Annotated in this window: 24 protein-coding genes; 19 read left to right on the top strand and 5 right to left on the bottom strand. The window is 48.4% G+C overall.

What is annotated here, in order from left to right; translation table 11 throughout:
* The first annotated feature begins 164 nt into the window (after positions 1-164).
* The gene (gene rsmD, locus ACK5NH_RS07725; protein WP_416918907.1) at positions 165-812 is read left to right on the top strand and encodes a 16S rRNA (guanine(966)-N(2))-methyltransferase RsmD; all 648 of its coding nucleotides are present in this window, start codon (positions 165-167) and stop codon (positions 810-812) included.
* A gap of 1 nt (position 813) precedes the next feature.
* The gene (locus ACK5NH_RS07730; protein ID WP_416918909.1) at positions 814-1,089 is read left to right on the top strand and encodes a DUF1145 domain-containing protein; all 276 of its coding nucleotides are present in this window, start codon (positions 814-816) and stop codon (positions 1,087-1,089) included.
* A gap of 70 nt (positions 1,090-1,159) precedes the next feature.
* On the opposite strand, the gene cymA is transcribed toward ACK5NH_RS07730, so the two are convergent.
* Positions 1,160-1,723, bottom strand: a complete 564-nt coding sequence (gene cymA, locus ACK5NH_RS07735) for a NapC/NirT family cytochrome c CymA (protein WP_416918911.1) — start codon at positions 1,721-1,723, stop codon at positions 1,160-1,162.
* Positions 1,724-2,163: 440 nt separating this feature from the next.
* Here cymA and ACK5NH_RS07740 point away from each other — a divergent pair, with 440 nt between their 5' ends.
* The 7 genes from ACK5NH_RS07740 (at position 2,164) to ACK5NH_RS07770 (ending at position 10,112) form a co-directional block, all read left to right on the top strand.
* The gene (locus tag ACK5NH_RS07740; RefSeq protein ID WP_416918913.1) at positions 2,164-2,526 is read left to right on the top strand and encodes a hypothetical protein; all 363 of its coding nucleotides are present in this window, start codon (positions 2,164-2,166) and stop codon (positions 2,524-2,526) included.
* A gap of 101 nt (positions 2,527-2,627) precedes the next feature.
* Entirely contained in the window at positions 2,628-3,086 is a 459-nt protein-coding gene (locus tag ACK5NH_RS07745; RefSeq protein WP_416918915.1) for a DUF2057 family protein, read from the top strand.
* Between the two features lie 71 nt (positions 3,087-3,157).
* Positions 3,158-3,634, top strand: a complete 477-nt coding sequence (locus ACK5NH_RS07750) for a hypothetical protein (RefSeq protein ID WP_416918917.1) — start codon at positions 3,158-3,160, stop codon at positions 3,632-3,634.
* 218 nt (positions 3,635-3,852) lie between these two features.
* The gene (locus ACK5NH_RS07755; protein WP_416918919.1) at positions 3,853-4,113 is read left to right on the top strand and encodes a heavy metal-binding domain-containing protein; all 261 of its coding nucleotides are present in this window, start codon (positions 3,853-3,855) and stop codon (positions 4,111-4,113) included.
* A 21-nt stretch (positions 4,114-4,134) separates the two neighbouring features.
* Positions 4,135-5,640, top strand: coding sequence for an efflux RND transporter periplasmic adaptor subunit (locus ACK5NH_RS07760; protein ID WP_416918921.1), 1,506 nt, complete (start codon positions 4,135-4,137; stop codon positions 5,638-5,640).
* A gap of 9 nt (positions 5,641-5,649) precedes the next feature.
* Positions 5,650-8,787 carry an efflux RND transporter permease subunit gene (locus ACK5NH_RS07765; RefSeq protein ID WP_416918923.1) on the top strand — a complete coding sequence of 1,046 codons (3,138 nt, stop codon included), beginning with the start codon at positions 5,650-5,652 and terminating at the stop codon, positions 8,785-8,787.
* 182 nt (positions 8,788-8,969) lie between these two features.
* The gene (locus ACK5NH_RS07770; RefSeq protein ID WP_416918925.1) at positions 8,970-10,112 is read left to right on the top strand and encodes a ribonuclease T2; all 1,143 of its coding nucleotides are present in this window, start codon (positions 8,970-8,972) and stop codon (positions 10,110-10,112) included.
* Positions 10,113-10,342: 230 nt separating this feature from the next.
* Here ACK5NH_RS07770 and ACK5NH_RS07775 read toward each other — a convergent pair whose 3' ends face one another.
* From ACK5NH_RS07775 to plsB, 3 genes are all read right to left on the bottom strand, one after another.
* Entirely contained in the window at positions 10,343-11,119 is a 777-nt protein-coding gene (locus ACK5NH_RS07775; protein ID WP_416918927.1) for a VOC family protein, read from the bottom strand.
* 132 nt (positions 11,120-11,251) lie between these two features.
* Positions 11,252-12,508: a tryptophan permease gene (gene mtr / locus ACK5NH_RS07780; RefSeq protein WP_416918929.1), complete on the bottom strand. Its 1,257-nt coding sequence runs from the start codon at positions 12,506-12,508 to the stop codon at positions 11,252-11,254.
* Positions 12,508-14,931, bottom strand: a complete 2,424-nt coding sequence (gene plsB, locus ACK5NH_RS07785; protein ID WP_416918932.1) for a glycerol-3-phosphate 1-O-acyltransferase PlsB — start codon at positions 14,929-14,931, stop codon at positions 12,508-12,510. Before plsB ends, mtr begins: the two co-directional genes overlap by 1 nt.
* Before the next feature lie 161 nt (positions 14,932-15,092).
* On the opposite strand from plsB, the gene lexA reads away from it, so the two are divergent.
* From lexA to ACK5NH_RS07815, 6 genes are all read left to right on the top strand, one after another.
* Complete coding sequence (lexA, locus tag ACK5NH_RS07790; RefSeq protein ID WP_416918934.1) at positions 15,093-15,713, top strand: transcriptional repressor LexA; 621 nt, start codon at positions 15,093-15,095, stop codon at positions 15,711-15,713.
* Complete coding sequence (locus tag ACK5NH_RS07795) at positions 15,710-16,222, top strand: cell division inhibitor SulA (RefSeq protein WP_416918936.1); 513 nt, start codon at positions 15,710-15,712, stop codon at positions 16,220-16,222. Before lexA ends, ACK5NH_RS07795 begins: the two co-directional genes overlap by 4 nt.
* A gap of 406 nt (positions 16,223-16,628) precedes the next feature.
* Positions 16,629-18,170, top strand: a complete 1,542-nt coding sequence (gene coxB, locus ACK5NH_RS07800) for a cytochrome c oxidase subunit II (protein ID WP_416918938.1) — start codon at positions 16,629-16,631, stop codon at positions 18,168-18,170.
* Positions 18,171-18,179: 9 nt separating this feature from the next.
* Positions 18,180-19,772: a cytochrome c oxidase subunit I gene (gene ctaD / locus ACK5NH_RS07805; protein ID WP_416918940.1), complete on the top strand. Its 1,593-nt coding sequence runs from the start codon at positions 18,180-18,182 to the stop codon at positions 19,770-19,772.
* A gap of 1 nt (position 19,773) precedes the next feature.
* Entirely contained in the window at positions 19,774-20,355 is a 582-nt protein-coding gene (locus tag ACK5NH_RS07810) for a cytochrome c oxidase assembly protein (RefSeq protein WP_416918942.1), read from the top strand.
* A complete protein-coding gene (locus tag ACK5NH_RS07815) occupies positions 20,352-21,227 on the top strand; it encodes a cytochrome c oxidase subunit 3 (RefSeq protein ID WP_416918944.1) in 876 nt (291 codons plus the stop codon). The genes ACK5NH_RS07810 and ACK5NH_RS07815 overlap by 4 nt, the downstream gene beginning before the upstream one ends.
* Before the next feature lie 27 nt (positions 21,228-21,254).
* On the opposite strand, the gene ACK5NH_RS07820 is transcribed toward ACK5NH_RS07815, so the two are convergent.
* Positions 21,255-21,485 (bottom strand): DUF2909 family protein, encoded by a 231-nt coding sequence (locus ACK5NH_RS07820; protein WP_416918946.1) that lies wholly within the window; start codon positions 21,483-21,485, stop codon positions 21,255-21,257.
* Between ACK5NH_RS07820 and ACK5NH_RS07825 the strand changes: the two genes are divergently transcribed.
* The 4 genes from ACK5NH_RS07825 to cyoE all read left to right on the top strand — a co-directional run bounded on the left by ACK5NH_RS07825 (position 21,430) and on the right by cyoE (position 24,922).
* A complete protein-coding gene (locus ACK5NH_RS07825) occupies positions 21,430-22,329 on the top strand; it encodes an SURF1 family protein (RefSeq protein WP_416918948.1) in 900 nt (299 codons plus the stop codon). The two genes, ACK5NH_RS07820 and ACK5NH_RS07825, sit on opposite strands and share 56 nt — an antisense overlap.
* Before the next feature lie 69 nt (positions 22,330-22,398).
* A complete protein-coding gene (locus ACK5NH_RS07830; RefSeq protein WP_416918950.1) occupies positions 22,399-22,944 on the top strand; it encodes a hypothetical protein in 546 nt (181 codons plus the stop codon).
* On the top strand, positions 22,944-24,002 hold the full coding sequence (locus ACK5NH_RS07835; protein WP_416918952.1) for a COX15/CtaA family protein: 1,059 nt from the start codon (positions 22,944-22,946) through the stop codon (positions 24,000-24,002). Before ACK5NH_RS07830 ends, ACK5NH_RS07835 begins: the two co-directional genes overlap by 1 nt.
* A 17-nt stretch (positions 24,003-24,019) precedes the next feature.
* On the top strand, positions 24,020-24,922 hold the full coding sequence (gene cyoE / locus ACK5NH_RS07840; RefSeq protein WP_416918954.1) for a heme o synthase: 903 nt from the start codon (positions 24,020-24,022) through the stop codon (positions 24,920-24,922).
* The last annotated feature ends 26 nt before the right edge of the window (positions 24,923-24,948 follow it).

Here is a 24,948-nt window from a genome sequence, read left to right on the forward strand (position 1 = left end):
CCGTTATACCAGATTACCGCGGCAATTACGCCCAAAAAGTCGGCAATTAGTTCTGCTCTATCAGCCTTCTCACCTTTTACTAGGACTTTGATATAAAATAGTGGCCTTTATAAAGGTGGCATAGTCTACCACTTTCTTTCTTCAGGCAAAATCACGGGGGCACTTTGGTTAATAATCGTGCAAATAAAAAGCCAGTGACCAAGGGTCAAACGGCCAATAAGAAAGCCAGCAGCGGCCAAGTGCGGATCATCGCCGGGCAGTGGCGCTCACGCAAACTGCCCATCCACGACCTCGATGGCCTGCGCCCCACCACGGATAGAGTCCGTGAAACCCTATTCAACTGGCTCGCCAATGATATTGCCCACGCAAGGGTACTCGACTGTTTCGGTGGCAGTGGTGCCTTGGCGCTTGAGTCTCTCTCGCGCTACGCCAGTTACGCCAAGATTATCGAGTTGCAACGTCCTGCCGCCATGCAACTTAAAGCGAATCTCAATACCCTCAAGTGCGACAATGCCGAGGTACTCAACGCCGATACTCTAGTCGTGCTGCAAAATGGCTGCGAGCAAGGGTTTGATGTGGTGTTTATCGATCCACCTTTCCGTAAAGGCTTGGCAGAAAAAACCATTCAGCTATTGGACAGCAAAGGTTGGCTTAATGATGGCGCGCTAATTTATGTGGAGATTGAGTCGGAATTAACCCAAATGGCAGTCCCTGCGACTTGGCAACCGCTCAAAGACAAGACAGCAGGACAAGTTAGCTATCGTTTATACCAATACCAAGCCGAAGACTCTCCGGCTAACACCGAGGAATAGCATGTCGCTACTGATCAATATGGGCAAAGCCATCACCTTAATCGCGTGGCTGATGATGGCCTATAACCTTGTTATGCCTTTTGCTGGCAATATCGGCATTATTCTCAATATCTTACTTGGCATTACTTGCTTGATGCATTGCTTCCAAGTTGCCATCTTCCATATGCTGTTTAAAAACCTGCTGACATTACGCAAGCAAGATTATCTGCAGGTGTTTGTTTTCGGTGTTTTTAGTCTTTTGGTTTTTCGGAAACAGGTTTTATCTCAATCAAATTAATACCTGAAAAGCAAAAAGCCCTCTTTTGAGGGCTTTTTATTTGGATATCAGGCTATTGAAGCGCTAGACCTTATCCTTTTGGATAGGGGTGAGCTACACCTTTGTGGCAATCCACACAGGTCTTTCTCGCTTCAGGGTCTTTCTTGAAGTTGTTGGTGTGCATTCTCACAGCCATTGGCTTCATAGTTTCAGGCTGGTTTTCATAAATACGAGTATGGCAGTGCTGGCAGTTCGCAGAGTCATTACCACGGAAGTAAGCTAATGCTTTGTCTGCTTGCTCTTTGCGGTTTTCGTCTAACCAAGCTTGAGTGTTAAAGCCATCGATAGTTAAGAAACCGTATAAGTCTTTAGATACGATGATCTTCTTAATTAAGTAATCAACTGGACCATGGGGTAAGTGGCAGTCTTGACACTGTACAGTCACACCTGCCCGACCACCACCGTGGGCAGAAGCTAACACTTCATCTTTCAATGAGTGGTTGCTATGGCAGCTCATACAGAATGCGTCTTCGCTTGTCGCATGTAAGGTTTGCTGGGTTGCAAAGTAGCCTACAACACCGACAACAATACCGACGACGATCAGCGCCAGGATGGAATATTTTGCGCTTGGTTTAAATAGTGCACGCCAGTTCATCACTCTATCTCCAAAAAATAGTCAAAATTAGTTTTTATAAGATTAGTTTATGTTTTTTCACTTAATAGAAATTTGATATTAAGCCTAAAAATGCCCATTAATTTAAACTTAAAGGCGCAAAATGAGACCTAGCTCTAACTATGAATACGGCAATTCACTAAAACCAGCTTAGCAGAGTTATAGGGCACTTCAACTAAAGCTAATACAATCATAGCCATTATTGCCGCAAAGTACTGACTGTGATTAAGTACTACCTTAAGAAGCTATGACAATGAAATCATTTTTAGAATACAAAAATGTGATCAACGCTACATTTCATCTATTATTTACTTTCTAGTCAGATAGTTTTTCCTATAAAAGTAAAAAAAATGAACTTTAGATGAAACTTTTCCGGACTTTTATGGGTCTTTAAGAGTAGACACACAATTATCGAGCTTTTTATGGCTAAGTTTTGGATCACCATAGCATTGTTATTTTCACTTATCGCCCAATCGGCGATGGTGAATGCTATGCCAACTTCAGCGATAAATGATTTCCACGATGCACCCAGCATGCAAATGGCCGATGGCAAAATGGATTGTACTATGCCAGATTGTCCTCCTGACGAATGTATGCTGCATTGCCAAGACTCCCTCACCAACCACTGTAAAACCCATTGTCTAGCACAACTTTATCTCTCTACGTCACAACCCCAACTCACCTTGATGAATCATGCGAGTAAACGTATTGCGGTCCAAAGTTGGGCGATTCAAACCGCTGATCTCGGGTTAACCACACCACCTCCCAACTCCGATTTGCTGTAACCGATCTTTTTTAGCTTTATCAATTAAATCGATTCAATATCCCGCGATGATGGCGACGTGATTGCGCACTCACGCGATATAGCAAATTTTTGGAGTTTATTATGAAAACCACTTTATTAAATAAAGCATTAGTTGCCGCGACTTTAATCATGAGCACTATGGCGATTAGCGTGACAGCAACTGCAGCGACTTTAAAAGGCACTGATACTCTCAAAGTTGTCAGTATTAATGGTCAAGCCATTAAAGCCTTTAAGCCTGTGCAACTGCCAGAAGGTAAAGTGCTGGTCGAAGTAAAATATCAAGATCTGTTTAGCTACCGTGCCGATGATAGTGGCACTTGGGTAAGATCGGAGCCTTTATTCTTCACTTTAGATGTCGCGCCGCAGTCTAATTACCAAATCAACACCCCGACTAAATTAGCCAGTGAAGCAGATGCTAAACGTTTTATTAAAAACCCTAGCATTCAGTTAAGCGTGGATGGCGCCGCACCGCAGCAACTTCCACTGCAAAACCACAGCCAATTAATGGCGGATATGTTGGAAGATCATCCCTCAAAATAATTAAACCTTAGGACGAACAAGCAGGGGCATTAGCCGAAATGTGAGTTAACTCATTGCAGGATAATGCCTCTATGCTAAAATCGAGCCGTTCATCATTTGGGATATTTATGCATCAAACTCTGAGTCGTTCACTATTAGTCATTTTCACTTTACTCGCACTCGTCGGGCAAAGTGTCGCGTCTAATGGTCACGCTATGGTGATGCGCTCTATGGAAATGGGCGCTATGGTTCATAACCCTTCCAGCCAAGGAATGGACCATGCCGCCATGATGCAGATGAACACTGAGAACCGAGCTGATCCAGATGCAATGGCCAGTACAGATTGCTGTAACGATCAAATGCTTCCCGGCGCGAAGCAGCACTGCTGTGATGGCACCACATCCTGTGTTAACGAATGTGGACATTGTTTAACGATTTCAGTTGCCGGCACTCTTTTCAGCCCACACCTTTGGCCTAGTGTTGGTCTGAACGATACCCCAGTGGCCACTCCTATGCCTCATTTCCACTCTGTCTCTTTGTCTTCAGCCTTCAAACCGCCGATAGCCTAGCCTCATTGTGCCCTTTTTCTGGGCAAACAAAGCTAACAATTTATTTCGCCGTTTATTGTGGTGCACCAACAACTAAGCACCCTGAGTAAAGCAAAAACGTAGCACTGAGCCAACTTACAGCTTTGGCGCCTTTATTCTCGAGCATAATCAGTCGAGGAAGAGTATCTACCACGTTTATGCACTCATATTCGGCCATCAAACCCGATGGAGTGAACAATATGAAAACTTTAACTAATCTCGCCTTAATTGCATTATTAATGACGAGCACCAGCGTGTTTGCCACGGCAACACCCCACGAGCATCAACACAACAACACCGCGCCACAGGAACAAGCTCAAACCTATGTTTGCCCTATGCACCCCGAAGTGACTGGCAATAAAGGTGATACTTGTCCTAAATGTGGTATGAACTTAGAGCCAAAAGCGACGACAGAAAAAATGGCTGACGGTGCAATGCACAAAGATCACGCGCACCACTAAGCTAGGCTGGAGATGAGGCATATGAAGCAATTTTATAAAGTAAAAAAGCCGGGCCCTAAGGCAGTATTGATACTCAGTAGTTTACTGATGGGTACGCCTTGGTTAACCCAAGCTCAGCTTGTTAATCCTGCAACTCAATCTGAGGCAGGACAAGAGCATACACACGATAACCAAACTGCAAATCAAGTTAAAACCTACACTTGCCCTATGCACCCTGAGGTAGAGAGCCACGAACCCGGCCGCTGCCCTAAGTGCAATATGTTCCTCGTTGAAAAAGAAGAAGAGGAAGAAGCCAATACAGCCGCACAACATGCGGAGCATCAAACCAGCACTACAAGCCAAAATGCGGCTCAAGTATTTGATACACCAGCGCCTAAGGCGAATAATTTAGTGAACAATCAAAGTTCAGAGGCAACCATAAAATATGTGTGCCCTATGCATGCCCACATCATTAGCGATGTGCCCGGCACTTGCCCTATCTGTGGCATGAATTTAGAGAAGGTCGAAACTGGCGGCGATACTCAGGAAATCAACATCAATGTCTCTGGCAGTATGCAGCAGGCACTCGCCCTGAAAGTCGCCGAGGTAAAACGCGACACACTATGGAAGTTTGTCGAAACCGTTGGCCAAATCGATTATGACGAGAGCCAGATCAATCACGTTCATGCCCGCGTCACAGGCTGGATTGAGAAGCTGATGATTAAATCCGTGGGCGACTCAGTCAAAAAGGGCCAGTTGTTATACGAAATCTATTCTCCCGATCTCATTAATGCTCAAGATGATTATCTGTTAGCACTCGACACGGCAAAAGCGAGCAGTGCAGGCCGCTATCAAGACTTAGTGCGTAGAGCAGGACTACGCTTGTCATTGCTTGGGATGAATGAAAAGCAAATTCAACAACTTGCAGACTCACGCAAAACCCAATACCGTGTACCTTTCTATGCTCAGCAAGATGGCATAGTCAAAGCACTTGAAGTTCGTGATGGCATGTATATCCAGCCTTCAACCGAGGTGATGTCCGTCGTCGACCTATCCAAAGTGTGGGTCATTGCCGACGTATTTGAAAACGAGCAAAGCTGGATTGCCGTTGGTCAAAAGGCTGAAGTATCTGTTCCCGCTATGAATATCAGCAGCGTCGAAGGCACGATTGACTACATTTACCCAGAACTCGACCCAGTCACTCGCAGCTTAAGAGTCCGCGTGGTACTGAATAATAATGATGTTTCCCTAAGACCTAAGACGCTCGCTAAAGTATCGCTCTTCGGCGGCCCGAATAAAGATGTGTTAGTGATCCCGCAGGAAGCCCTCATCCAAACGGGTAAGGAAAACCGTGTGATAGTGAAACAAGCCGATGACAGCTTTACCGCCAAGGCTGTGACTGTGGGCATGATGAGCCAAGGTAAAGCCGAGATAGTCTCGGGTCTCACTGAAGGTGAGCGCGTGGTAACTTCGGGACAATTCCTGCTCGACTCCGAAGCCAGCCTCAAGGGCAGCTTAATGCGTTTAAGCAGCGGCCATCAGCACTAGGAGCGGATTATGTTGAAATATATTATCGAATCCTCGATCAGACAAAGGCTCATGGTGTTGATTATCGCCATGATGATCACTGTCTGGGGGATACAGGAGCTGCGTAAAACGCCGCTTGATGCCCTGCCGGATTTATCCGACGTGCAGGTGATCATTAAGACCCCTTATCCAGGGCAAGCGCCAAAATTGGTTGAAGAACAAGTGACTTACCCACTTTCAACCGCCATGTTAGCCGTGCCCGGTGCGAAAACCGTGCGGGGATTTTCGATGTTTGGAGACTCCTATGTCTATGTGATCTTCGAAGATGGCACCGACATCTATTGGGCACGTTCACGGGTACTAGAATACTTAAGTCAAATCAGCAGTCGCCTACCTCAAGGCGTGCAACCGTCACTCGGCCCCGATGCCTCAGGTGTGGGTTGGGTGTTTGAGTATGCGTTAGTCGATCGCTCCGGCAATTTAGACCTGTCTCAACTCAAGAGCCTGCAGGATTGGTATCTCAAACTCGAGCTGCAAAGTGTCGCAGGTGTATCCGAAGTCGCCACAGTGGGCGGTATGGAACAAACCTATCAGGTCGTGCTTGAGCCCGACAAAATGGCGATTTATAAACTCGACATCGCCGCCGTTAAGCAAGCGATCGATAAAGCCAACAGCGAGGCCGGTGGTTCTGTGGTCGAAATGGCCGAAGCCGAGTATATGGTGCGCGCTAAGGGTTATCGTCAAACCTTAGAGGATTTCCGTGAAATTCCTTTAGGGATAACCAGCCCTTCCGGCACAGGCTTGCTACTTAAAGATGTCGCGACAGTCCGTAAAGGCCCCGCCTCGCGCCGCGGCATTGTCGAACTGGATGGCGAAGGCGAAGTCGTGGGTGGCATTGTGGTCATGCGTTACGGTGAAAACGCTCTTGCGACCATTGATGCGGTCAAAGCCAAACTTGTAGAGTTAAAAACGGGTCTACCAGAAGGCGTGGAAATCATTCCAACCTATGACCGTTCTCAACTGATCCAAAAATCCGTCGACAACCTGTTCAGCAAAGTGGTCGAAGAAATGCTGGTCGTTGGCTTAGTGTGCCTACTGTTTTTACTGCATGCGCGCTCAACCTTAGTGGCAGTGATCACCTTGCCGCTATCGATTCTTATCGCCTTTATCGTGATGAACAAAATGGGGGTGAATGCCAACATCATGAGCCTTGGCGGTATCGCTATTGCCATCGGTGCCGTCGTCGACGGTGCAATCGTGATGATAGAAAACCTGCACAAACATTTGGAGCACTTTAAAGCCGAACATGACCGTGAGCCTTCGGTAAAAGAGCATTGGCGTATCGTGACTGAGGCCTCGATCGAGGTCGGCCCAGCGCTATTTTTCTCGCTGATTATCATCACCTTAAGTTTTGTGCCTGTGTTTGCACTGGAGGCGCAGGAAGGACGCTTATTCGCACCGCTTGCCTATACCAAAACCTTTGCCATGGCAGCGGCAGCGCTTTTATCTATTACCTTAGTCCCCATTCTAATGGGCTACTTTATCCGCGGAAAAATCCCGAGCGAACGCAGCAACCCAATCAGCCGCGTACTCATTGCCCTGTATCAACCGGCATTAAAACTCGTGCTTAAGTTTCCTAAGGTGACCATCCTAATTGCCTTAGTTACGCTGGCGAGTGCTTGGTACCCTATGACGCGCATGGGCAGTGAGTTTATGCCCGCCCTCGAAGAGGGGGATTTACTCTATATGCCCACGGCACTGCCGGGGATCAGCGCAGGTAAAGCCGCCGAAGTGCTTCAACAGACCGACCGTTTGATTAAAACCGTCCCTGAAGTGGCTCGCGTATTTGGTAAAGTCGGCCGCGCCGAAACGGCTACCGACCCTGCGCCACTAACCATGCTCGAAACCACGATTATGCTCAAACCCCATGATGAGTGGCGTGAAGGCATGACCTTAGACGGCATCATTGCCCAATTGCAGCAAACGGTAAAAGTCCCTGGTTTAACTAACGCTTGGGTACAACCGATCAAAACCCGTATCGATATGCTCTCTACAGGGATTAAAACGCCGGTGGGGATTAAGATCACTGGTGCCGATGTCAATGAACTACAAACCTTGGGCGCGAGAATTGAGGCTATCTTGAGCAAAGTCCCACACACTAAATCGGCTTATGCCGAACGCAGTGGCGGCGGACGTTATATCGATATAAGCCCTAAACTGGATGTTGCCGTCCGCTACGGTATGACGCTGCAGGATATTCAAGATGTAGTGCGATACGCTATTGGCGGTATGGATATTGGTGAGTCAGTACAAGGCTCTGAGCGTTACCCAATCAACCTGCGCTACCCACGGGAGCTGCGTGACAATATCGAGAAACTGCGCGAACTGCCAGTGATCACTAAATCGGGACATTACTTGCCGCTGCGTAATTTAGCCGATATCGAAATTAACGATGGCGCCCCTATGCTCAAGAGTGAGAACGGCCGGTTAATTTCTTGGGTGTTTATCGATATCGAAGGCACTTCGATTGGGGAATATATCGCTACCGCGAAAACCGCGTTGGAACAAGAGCTTGTAGTGCCAGCCCGTTACAGTTACAGCTTTGCGGGTCAGTACGAATATATGCAGCGCGTCGATGCTAAGCTCAAGCAAGTGATCCCCATGGCGCTCGGGGTGATCTTTATTCTACTGATGATGACCTTTGGTTCGACCATGCAGGCCAGCATTATTATGCTCAGTCTGCCCTTCGCCCTCGTAGGTAGTACTTGGTTGTTGTACTTGCTCGACTACAACATCTCAGTCGCCGTGGCCGTGGGGATGATTGCCCTTGCTGGGGTCGCCGCCGAGTTCGGGGTAGTGATGTTGGTGTATCTCAATAACGCCATTAAACATCGGCAGGACAAAAACACTTATCACAGCGTCGAGGACTTAAAAGAAGCCCTGATTGAAGGTGCGGTGATGCGTATTCGTCCGAAGGCAATGACAGTAGCTACCATCTTCTTCGGCCTATTGCCCATTATGTGGGGCGCGGGTTCGGGTAACGATGTAATGCAAAAAATCGCTGCGCCTATGGTCGGCGGTATGGTGACAGCACCGATATTGTCATTGTTTGTACTGCCAGCGCTGTATCTGTTGATCTATGGTCGCAAACTCAATAATGCCGAATAACCCATAGCATTAACTCAGCATAAACCCCTAGTGTGATATCCATGCTAGGGGTTTATATATTTTTGAATTCGAATTAAATTTCCAATCAAGATCCCATTAGCGCATTCCAGAATTTCACTGCACAATAGCAACTTGCAACGCATGTGTTTGTTCCACCGCCATAGCAGAAAGGACGCCAGCGAATGACAACTTTATTTTCTTTTCCCATCAATAACCGCACAGGTATTCATCGCAACACTTTATTACTGGGGCTGTTGTTGATTGGCTTAATGCCCATAGTCCTTCAGGCGGCCCCAGCCTCGGGAGAGTTTATCGCCAACAAGCGCTGCGAATTGTTCCAATCGAAAAATAAACAGACCAATCCCGATAATTGGCAGAGCAATATCGGTGAACGTTATCCCGTTGCTGAAATTTTAGGTAATAGCACAAATCCCGACTGGCTAAGAGTTCGCACCAATGCTGTCAGCTCGCCACTGCGTTGGATTAAAGGTGACTGCGGACAATACAATACTGGTTCAGCGGCAACAGGTATTTATCAACCTGCCTCTAATGTAGAACCAGCACAAACGACAACCGCCTCGGATATTAAAGCCATCAATAGTGAAAGCTTAAAAGAGCACGCTAAACCAGAGAAACGTCAAGGCAATGTGTGCCAAATCGAGGATAACTACGACTCCAATGTGCTCGCCCTGAGTTGGCAGAGCACCTTTTGCGAACTCTATGGCAGTCGCAAAGCCGAATGCCGCGCCTTAAGCCAAAAGAGTGACGCGCCTCAGTGGCAACACTTTAGTCTTCATGGCCTCTGGCCTAATCGCCAACAATGTGGCACCCGTTACGGCTTTTGTAGCAGCGTGAAACAACAACCGAGTGATTTTTGTGATTATCCCGAGGTGCCGCTTAATGCCTCTGTCCAAAAAAATCTCGAAGAAGTGATGCCAAGTGCCCGCTACGGCAGCTGTTTAGAGCGCCATGAATGGTGGAAACATGGCACCTGTCGCAACCAAGACCCTAATGATTACTTTTTACTGGCGACTCAGCTGACCCAAGAAGTAAATGCCTCGGCATGGGTGCAACAGTTTATCCATGCAAGAATTGGTAAAAAAGTGACTCAACAGGAGCTAAATCAAAGCTTTGATGCCAGCTTTGGCCAAGGTGCACACACTAAAGTCACCCTAGACTGTGCCAAAGGACTCTTGAGTGAAATCCGTATTAACCTACCTCAGGTCATCAGCAGCTCCGATTCTTTACCGAGTCTGCTCGCTAAGGCGCCAAAGGCGAAAAAAACCAATTGCCCAACCACACTGTTAATCGACAATCCAAACTAACACTCGCGTAACTGGCAGTGGCTAGGAGTATGCTACTGGCAAGCCCTCTACCAATGGTAAACTGGGTACAGGTCAACAACTGGATGGTTTAGCGAGTGAATTTCAGGTTTAACGACAGGATCCATAGAGAATAATGCAGGACGCATCAGTACAAATAACATAAAACCTAGGTAGGCGAACATCTACCTAGGTTTTATGAGTCTGCTTGTGCTGACATATAGCCTCACAGCTTAAGATAGCTGATTTAACTTTATCACCGCAAAAGTCGCGCCCTGAGCATCGGCTATCACAGCAAAGCGTCCCACATCGGGGATGTCACTTGGCGGCACGCATAGCTGCGCACCTAACCCCTGCGCCTTAGCCGCAAAGGCATCACAATCCGCCACCACAAAGTAAGGCATCCAATGGGCCGGAAGTTCTCCCCACTCTGGCATCATCTTCATCATGCCACCGATAGATTGACCGTCAATTTGCCACTCAGTGTAATCGATGCCAGGCACATGGCTGGGACGGGTCGTCCAAGGAAACACTCGAGTGTAAAAGCCCGCTTCGGCGCTAGGTTCGCGACAGGCTAGCTCAACCCAGCACAGAGTATTTTCTTCCCCTTGACGACGTGAGCCAGGGTGGTTTTTCGCTTGCCACAGGGCAAAGCGCGCGCCTTCGGGATCACTCACCTGCGCCATCACGCCCGCATCACCCACCACATGCGGCCCCATGTGTAATTGCCCACCCGCAGCAAGAATGGCGGCAACCGTCGCTTCGATATCCTTAACCGCAAAATAGATCCGCCAATGACTGGGTATCTGTGGCTCCGATGTAGGGATTTGATACATGGCCCCTAAATCATCCCCCTCTAAATTAAACAACGAGAAATGACCATTAGGAATCGCCATTTCCACCGCATTCCAACCAAACAGCGCATGATAAAACGCTTGTGCACCCTGCCAGTCATGGCTTGCCAGTTCGACCCAACATGCTTGTCCCTGCGCGTACTGAGTAATCCTCATTGCAGACTCCAATCAAACAGATGATGTGTTCGAGTTAAGCTGGAGTTTTTGCAACTGTCCAGTTTTGGCGGTAAAAAGATGAATACAAAGAAAAAGCCCTCAAATTGAGGGCTTGATTGGCAAGTAAAATGCTTAGGAAAACTGCGGCAATAAATTCGCCATTGCCAGCAAGTGGCAAGCACCTGTCACTACGCCGTATAGCACCACAAGGATAATTAATGGCGTGCCACCAAAGACTCTAAAACCTTGATGGTTAGGGAACTGCTGTCTCGATTTATAGGCCATCAGTGCAGGCACTATTACGGCCCACACGGTTGCCGCTAAGGCTGCAAAGCCAATGGCAATCAAAAAGCCATCGGGGAACAACAAACCAAGTATGGTAGGCGGCACAAAGGTGACAATCGCCGTTTTCATCCGACCCGAGCGCGAATCATCGAACCCGAACAGATCGGCCAAGTAATCGAATAAACCTAAGGTCACACCGAGGAAGGAGGACGCCACAGCTAAGTTAGCAAACAGGGTTAACATGCTGTTTAACCAAATACTTTCCATCACTTTCGATAGAGCGCCCACTAACACACCCATATTGCCGCCCTGGGCAATAATCTCGCTAAACTGGCTGCGGGGAATGTTGCCCATGGTCGCCACTAACCAACAGGCATAAATGATCAGCGCAATAAAAGTACCGACAAAAATGGCTTTGAGGATAGTTGACGAATCTTTGCCATAGTACTTCACTAGACTCGGCACGTTACCGTGGTAACCAAAACTTGCAAGACCAAAGGGCAAGGCCGCCCACAGATAAGGCATAAAGCTTTGATTACCATCGGGTTCTAGCAACTTAGTCACATCGATTTCGATGAGTAGGTTACCAATCGCGAGGAAGAAAGTGATGATCATCCCACCGAGCATAATGGTGGTAATGCGATCCACAGCCTTAGTGCTGATCAACACGATACAGGCGAGCACTACCGCAAACACTAATCCGGCGACACTCTGTGGTAACTCAATCCCCATACCCTGCAGGCTATGATTAACAATCGAGCCACCGCCGCTGATATAGGCATAGGTTAAGATGTAGAGCACGAAGGCAATCGAGACCCCATTCACAATACGCCAAAATTGGCCTAGGGTTTCCTTGGTCAGGGTATCGAAACTCGCCCCCGGCTCGAAATGCAGATTAGTTTCGAGCAGCAACAACCCCGACATCAGCATACAAAACCAAATACCGAGCAACATCAGTACCGAGTAGCCAAACCACATACCGGAACCCACGACCGGCAAAGAAAACATCCCCGCCCCGACTGTCGTACCGGCAATAATCATGGCACCACCGAGCAAAGACTTACCCACCGGCTTATTCTTTGCCGCATTCATATGGTTTGCCATTAAACGATATGCTCCGCGGTCACGCTCACAACAATGGTTTGTCTCACTGAGGCTCGGAGTAAGCTATTCGCTTGATCGCGAATACGCTCGACATCGGATTTATCTTCCTTACCGGAGAAGTAACCCAGCTCTTTTAACTTAACACTCAAGGTGTTATAGAGTTTTTTGTCGTAGAATTCTGGCGCAGTAATACCGTGCAACGCCCCTAAACGTTGGGCAAGCAGGTGGCTTTCAGACTCCAGCTCCGAACGTTCCATCTTAGGTCTGTGGGCCAGCAGATTGAAGATAATCGCATAGCGTTGCAAGGTCTCGCTAACGCTGCCAGCCAGCAATAGCATCTCGCTGGTGTGCTCAGAGACCACAGACAAGGAATCGCTTTCCTGCACTAACCCCTGTTCAATAAACAGATCCAGCACTTGATTCACATAACTTGGCAGATCTTTGATACCCATAAACAACTCCGCCTTCAGTAGCGGATAGAAGTCATTCACAATCCCAAGAATACTCGCCCTTGAAATCTGTTTATTATTGGTTAAACAACTGGCAATTAGCGACGGAATGATAAACAAGTGGATAATGTTGTTACGATAGTAAGTCATTGTAATTGCTTGATTCGCATCAATAGACACTATCTCACCCAAAGGATCGGCATTGATGGAGAACTTATTCAGCTCTAATCCTTGTTGCACTAAATGTTTGCCATCGCCTTCGGCAACCGACGTAAACGAAGTGTATGGCACACGCTTAAGTAGAGTCAGGTATAAATCTAATTGACGCTCGAGCAAACAACGCTCTAAGGCATTTTGCTCCGATGCCAGCAGCACTAAGCTAGTCAAGGTAATAGAGCTGGCCGCGGCGGCATCGTTAATGCGGGTCATCACACGATTCGCTAACACGTTCACCGCAGGGGTTAACCAAGTGGGTTTTTGCTCAGGATCGTCTGCCACTTCGCTGCGCCAGTTAGGCGCCGTTTCATTCAAGAAGTTTTGCAGCGTGATAGGCTCACCAAAGTTCACATAACCTTGGCCAAAATTACCTAATTTACGAATAGCACCAAAGACTTGCCATACAGATTCTTTCTGTTTTTTCTTACCGCTTAACTCTTTGTGATAGGTCGCCACTTCCATCACGTGATCGTAGCCTAAATACACAGGCACTAAAGTGACTGGACGTTCGATGCCACGCAGCACACTGTTGATCGTCATAGCGATCATACCCGTTTTCGGCGCCAACAAACGGCCAGTACGAGAGCGTCCACCTTCAGAGAAATATTCAACCGAATATCCCTTAGCAAATAGCTGATCTAAGTATTCACGGAACACGGCGGTATAAAGTTTATTGCCGTTAAAACTACGGCGAATAAAGAAAGCGCCGCCACGACGGAACAGCGGTCCCGCGGGCCAGAAGTTTAAGTTGATACCCGCAGCGATATGCGGCGGCACCATACCTTGGTAATACAGGATGTAGGATAACAGCAGGTAATCCATATGGCTGCGGTGGCAAGGCACATAAACAATCTCATGGCCATCATGGTGAAGCTGGCGGATTTGCTCGGCACCTTTGATGTTGATACCGCTGTAGAGCTTGTTCCATAACCAAGTTAAGAAACGCTCGGCAATGCGCACTAAGCTATCGGAATAATTCGCTGCAATTTCATCAAGATATTCAATTGCTGTTTCACGGGCTTGAGTTTCAGAAATCTTCTTACTCGCCGCTTCTTCTTGAATAGCCTTACGTAAGGATTCAGATTTCAGCAGCGAATGGAATAATGCCTGACGATTTGGCAGCACTGGCCCCGTCATCACCTTGCGCTGGCGGCGGAAATGCACCCGAGCCACACGCGCCAATTTATGGGCAATGCCTATATCGGTGCCGTGCTCGTCGGCCATATAACGCAGCGATACTGCATTCGAAAACTGGACAAAGTTGTGACGCCCTAAAAACAGAATCATCAAGCATTTACGTAGCCAAGTTGGGTTCTCACGCTCAAGCACTGCCGCCTTCATGGTGTCGTCTTCTTTACCCGGAGTACGACCCCAATAAAGGCTTACGGGCACCAGCTGAATATCTAACTCAGGCTTTTCCTTATGGACCGCCAACAAACGCATAAAACATTCGAGAAATGGCTCATTGCTGGCACGTTCACCAAACAAAGGCTTACGCCCTTCGAGGCAGACTACCCGAGGCGCGACTACCCCATTAACGACCAGAGGCTCATAGGGGCTTGGCAAACCAAGCTTGGTGGTGATCTCGCTTAAGGCAGCAATATCACTGAGGGATTCTGTTTTCATTACATAAGCAAGCGGTCTGGATGCGTCCAGATTCAGATCGGCAAAGGGGTCCTGCGGCACAACAATAGTGTGCACTAAGTGTTTTTGGATCCAGCGTAATGATTTCAACCAAAGAGAGTCTTGTTTAGGCATTATTCTTATGCAATGTAAGTACGTTCATTAGCCCCATAGAATACCAGATTCTAGGGAACATTCGCTAATACTCTCCAATCGCGTTAAAAAGTGGTTAATACTTGCACTGCGAATAATACTGTATATACTAACAGTAACTGTATAGAAAAACAGGAAAGAACATGAGACCGTTGACGCCACGCCAAGCCGAAATTTTAGAGCTGATTAAACGTAATATTGCCGAAACTGGCATGCCACCCACTCGGGCCGAAATTGCCACCCGTTTGGGTTTTAAAAGTGCAAATGCCGCCGAGGAACATCTTAAGGCATTGGCAAAAAAAGGCTGCATCGAGATCATGCCTGGAACTTCCCGCGGTATCCGCCTCCCCGTTGAGGAAGAGAATAACAGCGAAACAGGCCTTCCATTGATTGGCCAAGTGGCGGCGGGCGAACCTATTCTCGCCCAAGAGCACGTCGAACAGTATTACCAAGTCGATCCCAGCATGTTCCACCCCTCTGCCGATTTCTTACTGCGCGTAAAAGGCGACAGCATGAAGAACATCGGCATCCTCGAAGGGGATTTGCTCGCCGTTCATAAAGTACAACAAGCTCGTAATGGTCAAGTGGTCGTTGCCCGCGTTGATGATGATGTAACAGTGAAACGCTTTGAAAAGAAAGGGAATCTAGTCTATCTGCACGCAGAGAATGAAGACTATTCCCCGATTAAAGTCGATTTAAGTTTCCAAAGTCTAACAATTGAAGGGCTCGCCGTTGGGGTGATCCGCAATGGAGATTGGCTATGAACAAACTACTAGGTAATGCCCCGCGTCACCCCGGTTTATGGCTCGATGCGGTTCGCGAAACCGATACTGATTGGCAACATACGCCCATCATGTCCATGCCCACCCAGAGTCAAGGGCGCCAAGAGCTGATGCAACTGAGTAAACAGTTAGCGCAGCTGAGCCAACAAGGCCGCTGGGTCGTGCTGATTAACCCACCCAGTATTGGTTACAAGCAGTTACTGGCCAACGCTGGCGTGCGTATGGACCGCGTACTCTTAGTGCATGCAAAAGATGAAGTCGAAACCCTGTGGGCGATGGAAAAAGCCTTAACCAGTGGAACCTCAAGCGCAGTGATTACCTGGACCCACTCGCTCGATGCACGCGACAATCGTCGTTTGCAAATTGTGGCCAAGAGCGCCCGGGCCATGGGCATAGTGCTCGAAGGTGTCGCGAATCAATTACCTTCGGATGCGACACTCAAACAACCCGCTCATTTTAGTCAGCCTGCTCTTTTCAGCTCAGTTCATTAAAATATTTTCGCTACGCATTTAGCCTTGAAAGCCGCCTCACCTGTGAATGTGGGGCTTTTTTTTGACAATTTTTCAGACAATTAGAAAAAGAAGTGATCTTGATCAATTTTTAAACAGCAAGTATGTTTGATTCAGGCGACCATGATATATCGCCCTTTTAGGCAAAAAATATCGACAATTTATCGAATATCTCTTGCCCACAAAAATCGAGAATAATGGGTTTATTCAGCAGTATGTGCCAGTGTGGCTAATACCAGCAGTAACAATACTTAATCAAAAGTAAGCCGCCAACGCACGTTGAAGTCAGAGAAGCTTTTTTGGGAACTGAAGAGTTTGCATAGAGTTGAGACTTACTGTGTTGCTCTTCTTTGTAGTTGCTATTCGCAATTGGCAGAGGAGAAGTCTTGTGAAGCAATGGTTGTATTGTTTACTCGTGGTGCTATTCGCCCCACCGTTGGCCGCAGCGGACATGCGGTTCAACATGACACCCGGCGTAACAGAAATCAGTGGCAAGGTGTATCACCTGCACATGACAATTCTGTATATCTGCTGTGCGATAGGTCTAGTGGTTTTTGGCGTCATGATTTATGCCATGATCAACCACAGAAAATCCAAGGGCGCGGTCGCGTCTCACTTCCATGAGAGTACAAAAGTTGAAATAGCTTGGACGATAATTCCTTTTATCATTCTGATCTTAATGGCGATTCCGGCGACTAAAACCCTCATTGCCATGGAAGATCCCAGCAATGCCGATCTCACGGTTAAAGTCACAGGATCGCAATGGAAATGGCATTACAGCTACTTCGATCAAGACATTGATTTTTACAGTATTCTCGCGACTCCAAGACCTCAAATCGAAGGAAGCGAGGCCAAAGGTGAGCACTACTTGCTCGAAGTAGATAAACCCCTTGTGCTCCCTATCAATCGGAAAATCCGCTTTCTAATGACCTCAGAAGATGTGATCCACTCATGGTGGGTGCCCGCCTTTGCGGTTAAAAAAGACGCCAACCCAGGTTTTATCAACGAGGCTTGGACGCGCATCGACAAACCCGGCATTTATCGTGGCCAATGTGCCGAGCTTTGCGGCAAAGACCATGGCTTTATGCCGATAGTAGTGCAAGCCTTGCCCGAAGCCGAGTTCGATGCATGGGTCGAAGAGCAAAAACAAGCCGCCAATGCCGCAGCCCAAGCCGCACAGGCCGCCTTATCACAAACACTGACTAAAGAAGAGCTGATGGCTCAGGGTGAACAAGTTTACCTCGGCCACTGCGCCGCCTGTCACCAACCCAACGGTGAAGGGCTACAGGGGGTATTCCCACATCTCAAAGGCAGCCCAATTGCCGTAGGTCCACTGAGTGGCCATCTTGAAATAGTGCTCAATGGCAAAGCGGGTACGGCCATGCAAGCCTTCGGCAAACAATTAACTGCCCAAGAAATTGCCGCCGTGATTACCTATGAACGCAATGCATGGGGCAATAATACGGGGGATGCGGTACAAGCAAAAGACGTTGATGCCCATAAGTCAGGTGGCAGTACTAGTGAGCCAACAGCAACGCCAGCCGCCTCTACAACCACCGACTCGCCCAAAGCCACAGCAGAACCCGTCGCCAGTGTCGATCCCGCGAGTCTTCCCACTCTCAGCCATGATGAACTGATGGTCGAAGGGGAAAAAGTCTATGCCACTCTTTGCGCCGCCTGCCACCAGCTCACAGGTGCAGGTATGCCACCCGCCTTCCCAGCCCTTGCTGGCAGTGCTATCGCAACAGGTCCTGTCGCGAATCACATCGACATAGTGATGCACGGTAAAACTGGCACTGCGATGCAGGCATTTGGCAACCAACTCACTCCACAACAGCTTGCCGCCATCATTACCTATGAACGCAATGCGTGGGGCAACAATACAGGCGATACAGTGCAACCCGCTGATATTGCTCGCCATGGACAGTAGGGGATTAAGATGAGCACACTGACTCAAGATCAAATTGCCGCCCATGATGAACACCATCACGGTGTACCTAAAGGCATCATGCGCTGGTTACTCACCACCAACCACAAGGACATTGGCACTCTGTACCTATGGTTTAGTTTCATTATGTTTTTAACCGGTGGCGCTATGGCCATGGTGATCCGCGCCGAACTCTTTCAGCCCGGATTACAACTCGTTGAACCTAACTTTTTCAACCAAATGACTACTGTGCATGGGTTGATTATGGTGTTTGGTGCCGTTATGCCGGCCTTTACAGGGTTAGCTAACTGGCTGATCCCTATGATGATTGGCGCGCCAGATATGGCACTTCCACGGATGAACAACTGGAGTTTTTGGATCCTGCCCTTCGCCTTTGCCATTTTGCTGAGCTCCTTGTTTATGGAAGGCGGCGGCCCTAACTTCGGTTGGACCTTCTACGCACCACTCTCCACCACTTACAGCCCTGACAGCACAGCATTGTTTGTATTCTCTATTCATATCATGGGGATAAGTTCGATTATGGGCGCCATCAACGTGGTCGTCACCATAGTCAACCTACGTGCCCCCGGCATGACTTGGATGAAGTTACCGCTATTCGTCTGGACATGGTTGATCACCGCCTTCTTACTTATCGCCGTAATGCCTGTGCTTGCTGGCGCCGTCACTATGGTGTTAACCGATAAGTTTTTCGGCACTAGCTTCTTCGAAGCGGCAGGTGGCGGCGATCCAGTGATGTTCCAGCATATTTTTTGGTTTTTCGGTCATCCAGAAGTCTACATCATGATTTTACCTTCCTTCGGCATTATCTCAGCCATAGTACCAGCCTTTAGCCGCAAAAAACTCTTTGGTTATTCATCAATGGTGTACGCCACGGCGAGCATTGCGATTTTGTCCTTCCTCGTGTGGGCGCACCATATGTTCACCACAGGTATGCCCGTATTTGCCGAGCTGTTTTTTATGTACTGCACTATGCTAATTGCCGTGCCGACTGGGGTAAAAGTGTTTAACTGGGTAGCCACCATGTGGCGCGGCTCGCTGAGTTTTGAAACCCCAATGTTGTTCGCGGTGGCCTTTATTATCCTGTTCACTATTGGTGGCTTCTCTGGCTTGATGCTCGCCATCACGCCGGCCGACTTCCAATACCACGATACTTACTTTGTGGTGGCTCACTTCCACTATGTGCTAGTCACTGGTGCGATTTTCTCCATTATGGCGGCTGCCTATTACTGGCTACCTAAATGGACTGGCCATATGTACAGCGAAAAGCTCGGCCAGTGGCATTTTTGGTGTTCGGTGATTTCGGTCAACGTGTTGTTTTTTCCAATGCATTTCTTGGGTCTTGCGGGTATGCCAAGGCGTATTCCCGATTACTCGATTCAATTTGCCGATGTGAATCAAATCGTGTCGATTGGGGGTTTTGCCTTTGGCCTATCACAGTTGATCTTCCTAGTGCTGGTGATTAAGTGCATTCGGGGTGGTGAAAAGGCACCCGCCAAACCTTGGGAAGGCAGCGAAGGCTTAGAGTGGACCCTGCCAAGCCCCGCGCCCTATCACTCTTTCACCACACCACCCGAGGTGAAATAACATGCAAGGCCAACCCCATCAGCCCAACACCAAGTCAAACCGTAAGCTCATCAGCCTGCTGGTATTGGGCTGCGTTGCTATGTTTGGCTTTGGGTTTGCCTTGGTGCCGCTCTACGATGTACTGTGCGAAAAACTGGGTATTAACGGCAAAACCTCTAATACCGCCAGCAGCTATCAAGCGATTACTGTGGATAAGAACCGCGTGGTAACTGTGGAGTTTATCTCGCAGGTGCAAACGGGCATGCCGTGGAAATTTGAGCCACAAACAAAACGACTCGAAGTCCACCCAGGTGAGCTAATCCACACGGCATTTTTGGCACACAATGTGTCAGACAGAGCCACTGTCGGTCAGGCGATACCTTCAGTATCACCAGGCCAAGGCGCGGCCTATTTCAATAAAACCGAATGTTTTTGTTTTAACCAACAGCCCTTAGCGGCGGCGAGTAGTGCGGAGCTGCCATTAATTTTCTTTGTTGATCCTCAGTTACCCGAGTCGATCCACACTTTAACCCTCTCTTATACCCTCTACGACATTACCGACAAGCAGTTAGCGTCTGCCATAGAGCAAGGAGCTGCAAAATGACCACTAAACATGAGACTTACTATGTCCCCGCCCAGAGTGCTTGGCCGATTGTTGGTGCTATCGGCTTGTTTTTAATCGCCTTTGGCGCAGGACATTTTGTACATCAACTAAAATCTGGCGCATCTGGTGGTGGCTATATTCTACTGGCAGGCATAGCCGTCATCCTGTTTATGCTCATCGGTTGGTTTAGAACCGTGATCCAAGAATCGATGACGGGTCTCTACTCACATCAGATGGATAGATCGTTTCGCCAAGGCATGTGCTGGTTTATCTTCTCCGAGGTAATGTTCTTTGCCGCCTTCTTCGGCGCCTTATTTTACGCCCGTATGGTCGCAGTGCCTTGGCTCGGCGGCGCGTCCAACAATGCCATGACCCACGAAGTCCTTTGGCCACACTTCGAGGCCGTTTGGCCACTCGTCACCACGCCAGATGGCACCAAAACCGAAGCCATGCCCTGGAACGGGCTGCCTCTCATCAACACAATTGTGCTGCTGACCTCCTCTGTCACGCTGCATTTTGCCCATATCAGCTTGGAAAAAGGTAAGCGCTCGGCCATCACCCTCTGGCTGGGACTGACGATTTTACTGGGAATTAGCTTCCTTGCCTTACAGGCGGAGGAATATCGCCATGCCTACCATGAGATGGGGTTGACGCTCACCTCTGGCGTCTATGGCAATACCTTTTTCCTGCTAACAGGCTTCCACGGCATGCATGTCACCTTGGGCACAATCTTTCTATTAGCCTTGTTTTTCAGAGTGTTAAAGGGTCACTTTAGTGCGGATAAGCATTTTGCTTTTCAGGCTGGCAGTTGGTATTGGCACTTTGTTGACGTAGTTTGGCTCTGCCTGTTTATCTTCGTTTACGTGCTTTAAATACCTCTGAAACAATGAGTTGAATAATTAAGGCGTGGGATTGAGGCCAAGCAGTCCAGTCCCTAAAGCCACCAGCAAGAGCAGGATAACCAGTACAGAAAATATCACCCGACGGCCTAAATAGCGACTCATTTGCACAGGGTGGTCAGCGGTTTGGTCGTCACCTTTAACCATAATGATTAGGGCTCTGCCTAGGTTAAAAATGATAAATAGTAACAGCAGTACTAAAACACACTTAAAAATGAGCGGAATGTTCATACGCTATCCTTATGTTTTGCTGGCCAAATTGATTGGGTTGCCAAGATATATTTGGGTGCATAGGGGAGTGCCGTTATTACTGATATTGACTGTGGTGGTATTCGTGGTTTTGGTCAAGTTAGGTTTATGGCAAATGGACAGAGCCGCTGAAAAAACCGCACTACTAGCACAAATGGAGGCGAGGCAAACCGCTCCCGCACTCAGCATTGAACAACTACTCAATGAATTAAATAAAGGCAGCGTCACGGGCTACCGCCTACAGGTTCAAGCCAACCCCGCGAATCCACAAATTTGGTTACTCGATAATCAGGTCTATCAAGGGCAAGTGGGCTATCTCGCCTTTCAATTACTGCAAATAACGACAGAACATCAGGTAAGCCATTCTGAGCAACCTTGGCTGCTAGTCGAGCTCGGCTTTATTGCCGCGAAATCCCACCGAAATGAATTGCCCGAGGTCAGCCCTATCGTAGATGAGCTGGCGATTGCAGGCCGACTCTATCAAAAACAGATTAATCCCTTAAGCCATCATTTATTGGCAGAACCCTTCACCACAGAACAAGGTGAGCGAATTCGATTTCAAAACCTTAATTTGCACGAGATGGCACAAATGTTAGGGCATCCCATCCTCCCCGTGGTGTTACAACCCGATTCCTCGACCCAATTACAACCAGCACAAACCTTACCCCACCCTTGGCAGCCCTTCCCACTCTCGGCCCAAAAACATTGGGGTTATGCATTGCAATGGTTTGCCATGGCGGCGGTATTTGCGGGGCTGATGAGCTGGCAGGGAATTAAATACCTCAAACTTCATCAAGCAAATAAGGAAGCGACGAAGACCGAGTAACTAATTACCAGCAAGATTTTAATAAGAACACAATAAAACAAAGAATTAGGGACAATAAGAGGAGCAAATATGGACTCCCAACAAACAGCCAAATACCACGCATTGGGGTTATTGCTACTGGCCTTTATAGCACCTGTGGTCATCGCTAAGTTAGTGCTGAGCATGCATTGGTATCAAGAGGGCGCCACCAACCATGGTGAACTCATCAGCCCAGAAACCAGCTATGCCAGTTTGGGCCTTAACAATCCTCAGCCAAAGGAATGGCAACTGCTGTATTTATTGCCCGCCCAATGCGATGAGGCTTGCCGCGAGCGCTTGTATATCCTGCGTCAGAGTCATACTGCCCTAGGGCCAGATCAAACTCGCGTCGAACCCCTTATTCTTGTGAATCCAGATAGTGACTTAAGCGCATTAAGCACCTTTAACTTCAACACCCAGCCTGCCAGTCAAGGCCTCATCCAATGGCTTGACCAACAGCAGCTGATTATTGTCGATCCACTTGGTGCACTTGTGCTGCGCTACCCTCAAGTACAAGGCAAGGCTGCGCACTTAGCTCAGGGCAAGGCCTTGGTCGCGGATCTACGTAAGTTATTGAAACTATCGAGGGTAGACTAATGCAACTGACTTGGCTCCTACGCGTAACCATAGTCTTTACCCTGTTAGTGATTTTAATGGGGGCTTACACTCGGCTCTCGGACGCAGGGCTAGGCTGCCCAGATTGGCCAGGTTGCTATGGCCATATCAAAGTGCCCACCCACGACCATGAGATATCCCATGCCCAAACCCTGTTTCCGGACCATGATATCCATCCCGAAAAAGCCTGGCTCGAGATGATCCACAGGTATATCGCGGGGGCCTTGGGCATTCTCGTCTTACTGGTTTTTATCCTCTGCCTAAAAACATCCCAAGCCCCTAAAAAACTGCCCTTGGCCATAGTGTTACTCATCATCTTTCAGGCGGCTTTGGGGATGTGGACTGTGACCATGAAACTCATGCCAATTGTCGTTATGTCCCACTTAATTGGCGGCTTTAGTTTGCTCTCTCTCCTGCTTTTACTGTATCTGCGAACGCGACCAAGGCGAATTATTGAGACCGCTGATATTCACAATCAACGAGTTACAAGTGCAGGATTTAACAGCACCCATGCAGGGCAGCTTGGCTCGAGCCTTAAATTTCTCGGCCAGAGTAAACACTTACCGAAACTGGCGTTGCTGAGTCTCGTGGTACTGATTGGCCAAATCATGCTCGGCGCTTGGACCTCCTCCAACTATGCCGCCCTCGCCTGTACGGCTTTACCGATTTGTGAAGGTAACTGGATGGACAACCTCGCCATCGCCGATGCGTTTTCCCCTTTCCAAGGACAACACCCAAGCTTCGAATTTGGCGTATTGGATTACCATGCACGTATGACCATCCACATCGCCCACCGTATTGGCGCCATCATTACCGCAAGTCTATTGCTGCTGCTCGCCTATCGCTTGTTTTTCAGCACCCAACTCAAAGCCCTAAGCCTATTGTTGGTCGCCCTGGTAATACTGCAAGTCAGTTTAGGGATTTCAAACGTGGTAATGCATTTACCGCTGGGGATTGCCGTTTCCCATAACGGCGGCGCGGCGCTATTACTACTCACCTTAGTCGCTATTAACTATTTCCTTTGGCGCAGAGCACCTTAATCATCGGGGGATTTACCATGGCAAAACCACTCTCAATCAGCAGTCACCCCAGTATTCATTTAGCTTGGCGTGCCTATTTCGAAATGACTAAACCTAAGGTTGTGGCCTTGATGCTACTCACCGTCTTAGTCGGCATGTGTTTAGCCATGCCCACCATACTGCCAGTCCAACCTTTAGTGGCAGGCCTACTCGGCATCGCCATGATGGCGGGTTCGGCCGCGGCCTTAAACCATCTGATCGATCGGCGAATCGACGGCATGATGGCACGCACTTATAACCGTCCGCTGCCCAAAGGCCGGGTCTCGGCAACGAGGGCACTGCTGTTCGCGGCACTCTTAGGCAGCCTAGGTTTTGTGATCCTCTATGTTTTCACTAACCCACTCACCGCTTGGCTCACCTTTGCCAGCTTGATTGGTTACGCCTTGATTTATACCGCCTATTTAAAACGGGCCACGCCACAAAACATTGTCATTGGCGGTTTAGCGGGCGCAATGCCGCCGCTCTTGGGCTGGACGGCGGTAACGAATCAATTCCATGGTCATGCGCTATTGCTCGTCATCATCATATTCCTGTGGACGCCGCCGCATTTTTGGGCACTGGCGATTCACAGACGCGCAGAATATGCCAAAGTGGATATTCCCATGCTGCCCGTGACCCATGGGGTAGAATTTACTAAGACCTGTATCTTGCTCTATACGATTTTGCTGGCGATAGCCTGTCTATTGCCCGTGTTAGTCGGGATGAGCGGCCCGCTCTACTTTGTGTGCTCAAGCATACTTAGCACAGGATTTATCTATAAAGCGTGGCAGTTAAAGTATCAGGATAGCGAAGGGCTGGCGATGCAGGTGTTTCGTTTTTCGATTTATCATTTAATGTTGTTATTTATGGCATTACTGCTCGACCACTATCTTTGGGCTTAATGTGCAATGAGCGATGGGGCGAGCAT

Origin of the sequence: Shewanella sp. (assembly GCF_047975355.1) — a bacterium.
Lineage (GTDB): Bacteria > Pseudomonadota > Gammaproteobacteria > Enterobacterales > Shewanellaceae > Shewanella.

Excerpts from the sequence above, each read along its gene's own strand:
- ACK5NH_RS07730 (WP_416918909.1), top strand. The coding sequence starts at position 814 with ATGTCGCTACTGATCAATATGGGCAAAGCCATCACCTTAATCGCGTGG.
- cymA (WP_416918911.1), bottom strand. The coding sequence starts at position 1,723 with ATGAACTGGCGTGCACTATTTAAACCAAGCGCAAAATATTCCATCCTG.
- ACK5NH_RS07740 (WP_416918913.1), top strand. The coding sequence starts at position 2,164 with ATGGCTAAGTTTTGGATCACCATAGCATTGTTATTTTCACTTATCGCC.
- ACK5NH_RS07745 (WP_416918915.1), top strand. The coding sequence starts at position 2,628 with ATGAAAACCACTTTATTAAATAAAGCATTAGTTGCCGCGACTTTAATC.
- ACK5NH_RS07750 (WP_416918917.1), top strand. The coding sequence starts at position 3,158 with ATGCTAAAATCGAGCCGTTCATCATTTGGGATATTTATGCATCAAACT.
- ACK5NH_RS07755 (WP_416918919.1), top strand. The coding sequence starts at position 3,853 with ATGAAAACTTTAACTAATCTCGCCTTAATTGCATTATTAATGACGAGC.
- ACK5NH_RS07760 (WP_416918921.1), top strand. The coding sequence starts at position 4,135 with ATGAAGCAATTTTATAAAGTAAAAAAGCCGGGCCCTAAGGCAGTATTG.
- ACK5NH_RS07765 (WP_416918923.1), top strand. The coding sequence starts at position 5,650 with ATGTTGAAATATATTATCGAATCCTCGATCAGACAAAGGCTCATGGTG.
- ACK5NH_RS07770 (WP_416918925.1), top strand. The coding sequence starts at position 8,970 with ATGACAACTTTATTTTCTTTTCCCATCAATAACCGCACAGGTATTCAT.
- ACK5NH_RS07775 (WP_416918927.1), bottom strand. The coding sequence starts at position 11,119 with ATGAGGATTACTCAGTACGCGCAGGGACAAGCATGTTGGGTCGAACTG.
- mtr (WP_416918929.1), bottom strand. The coding sequence starts at position 12,508 with ATGGCAAACCATATGAATGCGGCAAAGAATAAGCCGGTGGGTAAGTCT.
- plsB (WP_416918932.1), bottom strand. The coding sequence starts at position 14,931 with ATGCCTAAACAAGACTCTCTTTGGTTGAAATCATTACGCTGGATCCAA.
- lexA (WP_416918934.1), top strand. The coding sequence starts at position 15,093 with ATGAGACCGTTGACGCCACGCCAAGCCGAAATTTTAGAGCTGATTAAA.
- ACK5NH_RS07795 (WP_416918936.1), top strand. The coding sequence starts at position 15,710 with ATGAACAAACTACTAGGTAATGCCCCGCGTCACCCCGGTTTATGGCTC.
- ctaD (WP_416918940.1), top strand. The coding sequence starts at position 18,180 with ATGAGCACACTGACTCAAGATCAAATTGCCGCCCATGATGAACACCAT.
- ACK5NH_RS07810 (WP_416918942.1), top strand. The coding sequence starts at position 19,774 with ATGCAAGGCCAACCCCATCAGCCCAACACCAAGTCAAACCGTAAGCTC.
- ACK5NH_RS07815 (WP_416918944.1), top strand. The coding sequence starts at position 20,352 with ATGACCACTAAACATGAGACTTACTATGTCCCCGCCCAGAGTGCTTGG.
- ACK5NH_RS07825 (WP_416918948.1), top strand. The coding sequence starts at position 21,430 with ATGATAAATAGTAACAGCAGTACTAAAACACACTTAAAAATGAGCGGA.
- ACK5NH_RS07820 (WP_416918946.1), bottom strand. The coding sequence starts at position 21,485 with ATGAACATTCCGCTCATTTTTAAGTGTGTTTTAGTACTGCTGTTACTA.
- ACK5NH_RS07830 (WP_416918950.1), top strand. The coding sequence starts at position 22,399 with ATGGACTCCCAACAAACAGCCAAATACCACGCATTGGGGTTATTGCTA.
- ACK5NH_RS07835 (WP_416918952.1), top strand. The coding sequence starts at position 22,944 with ATGCAACTGACTTGGCTCCTACGCGTAACCATAGTCTTTACCCTGTTA.
- cyoE (WP_416918954.1), top strand. The coding sequence starts at position 24,020 with ATGGCAAAACCACTCTCAATCAGCAGTCACCCCAGTATTCATTTAGCT.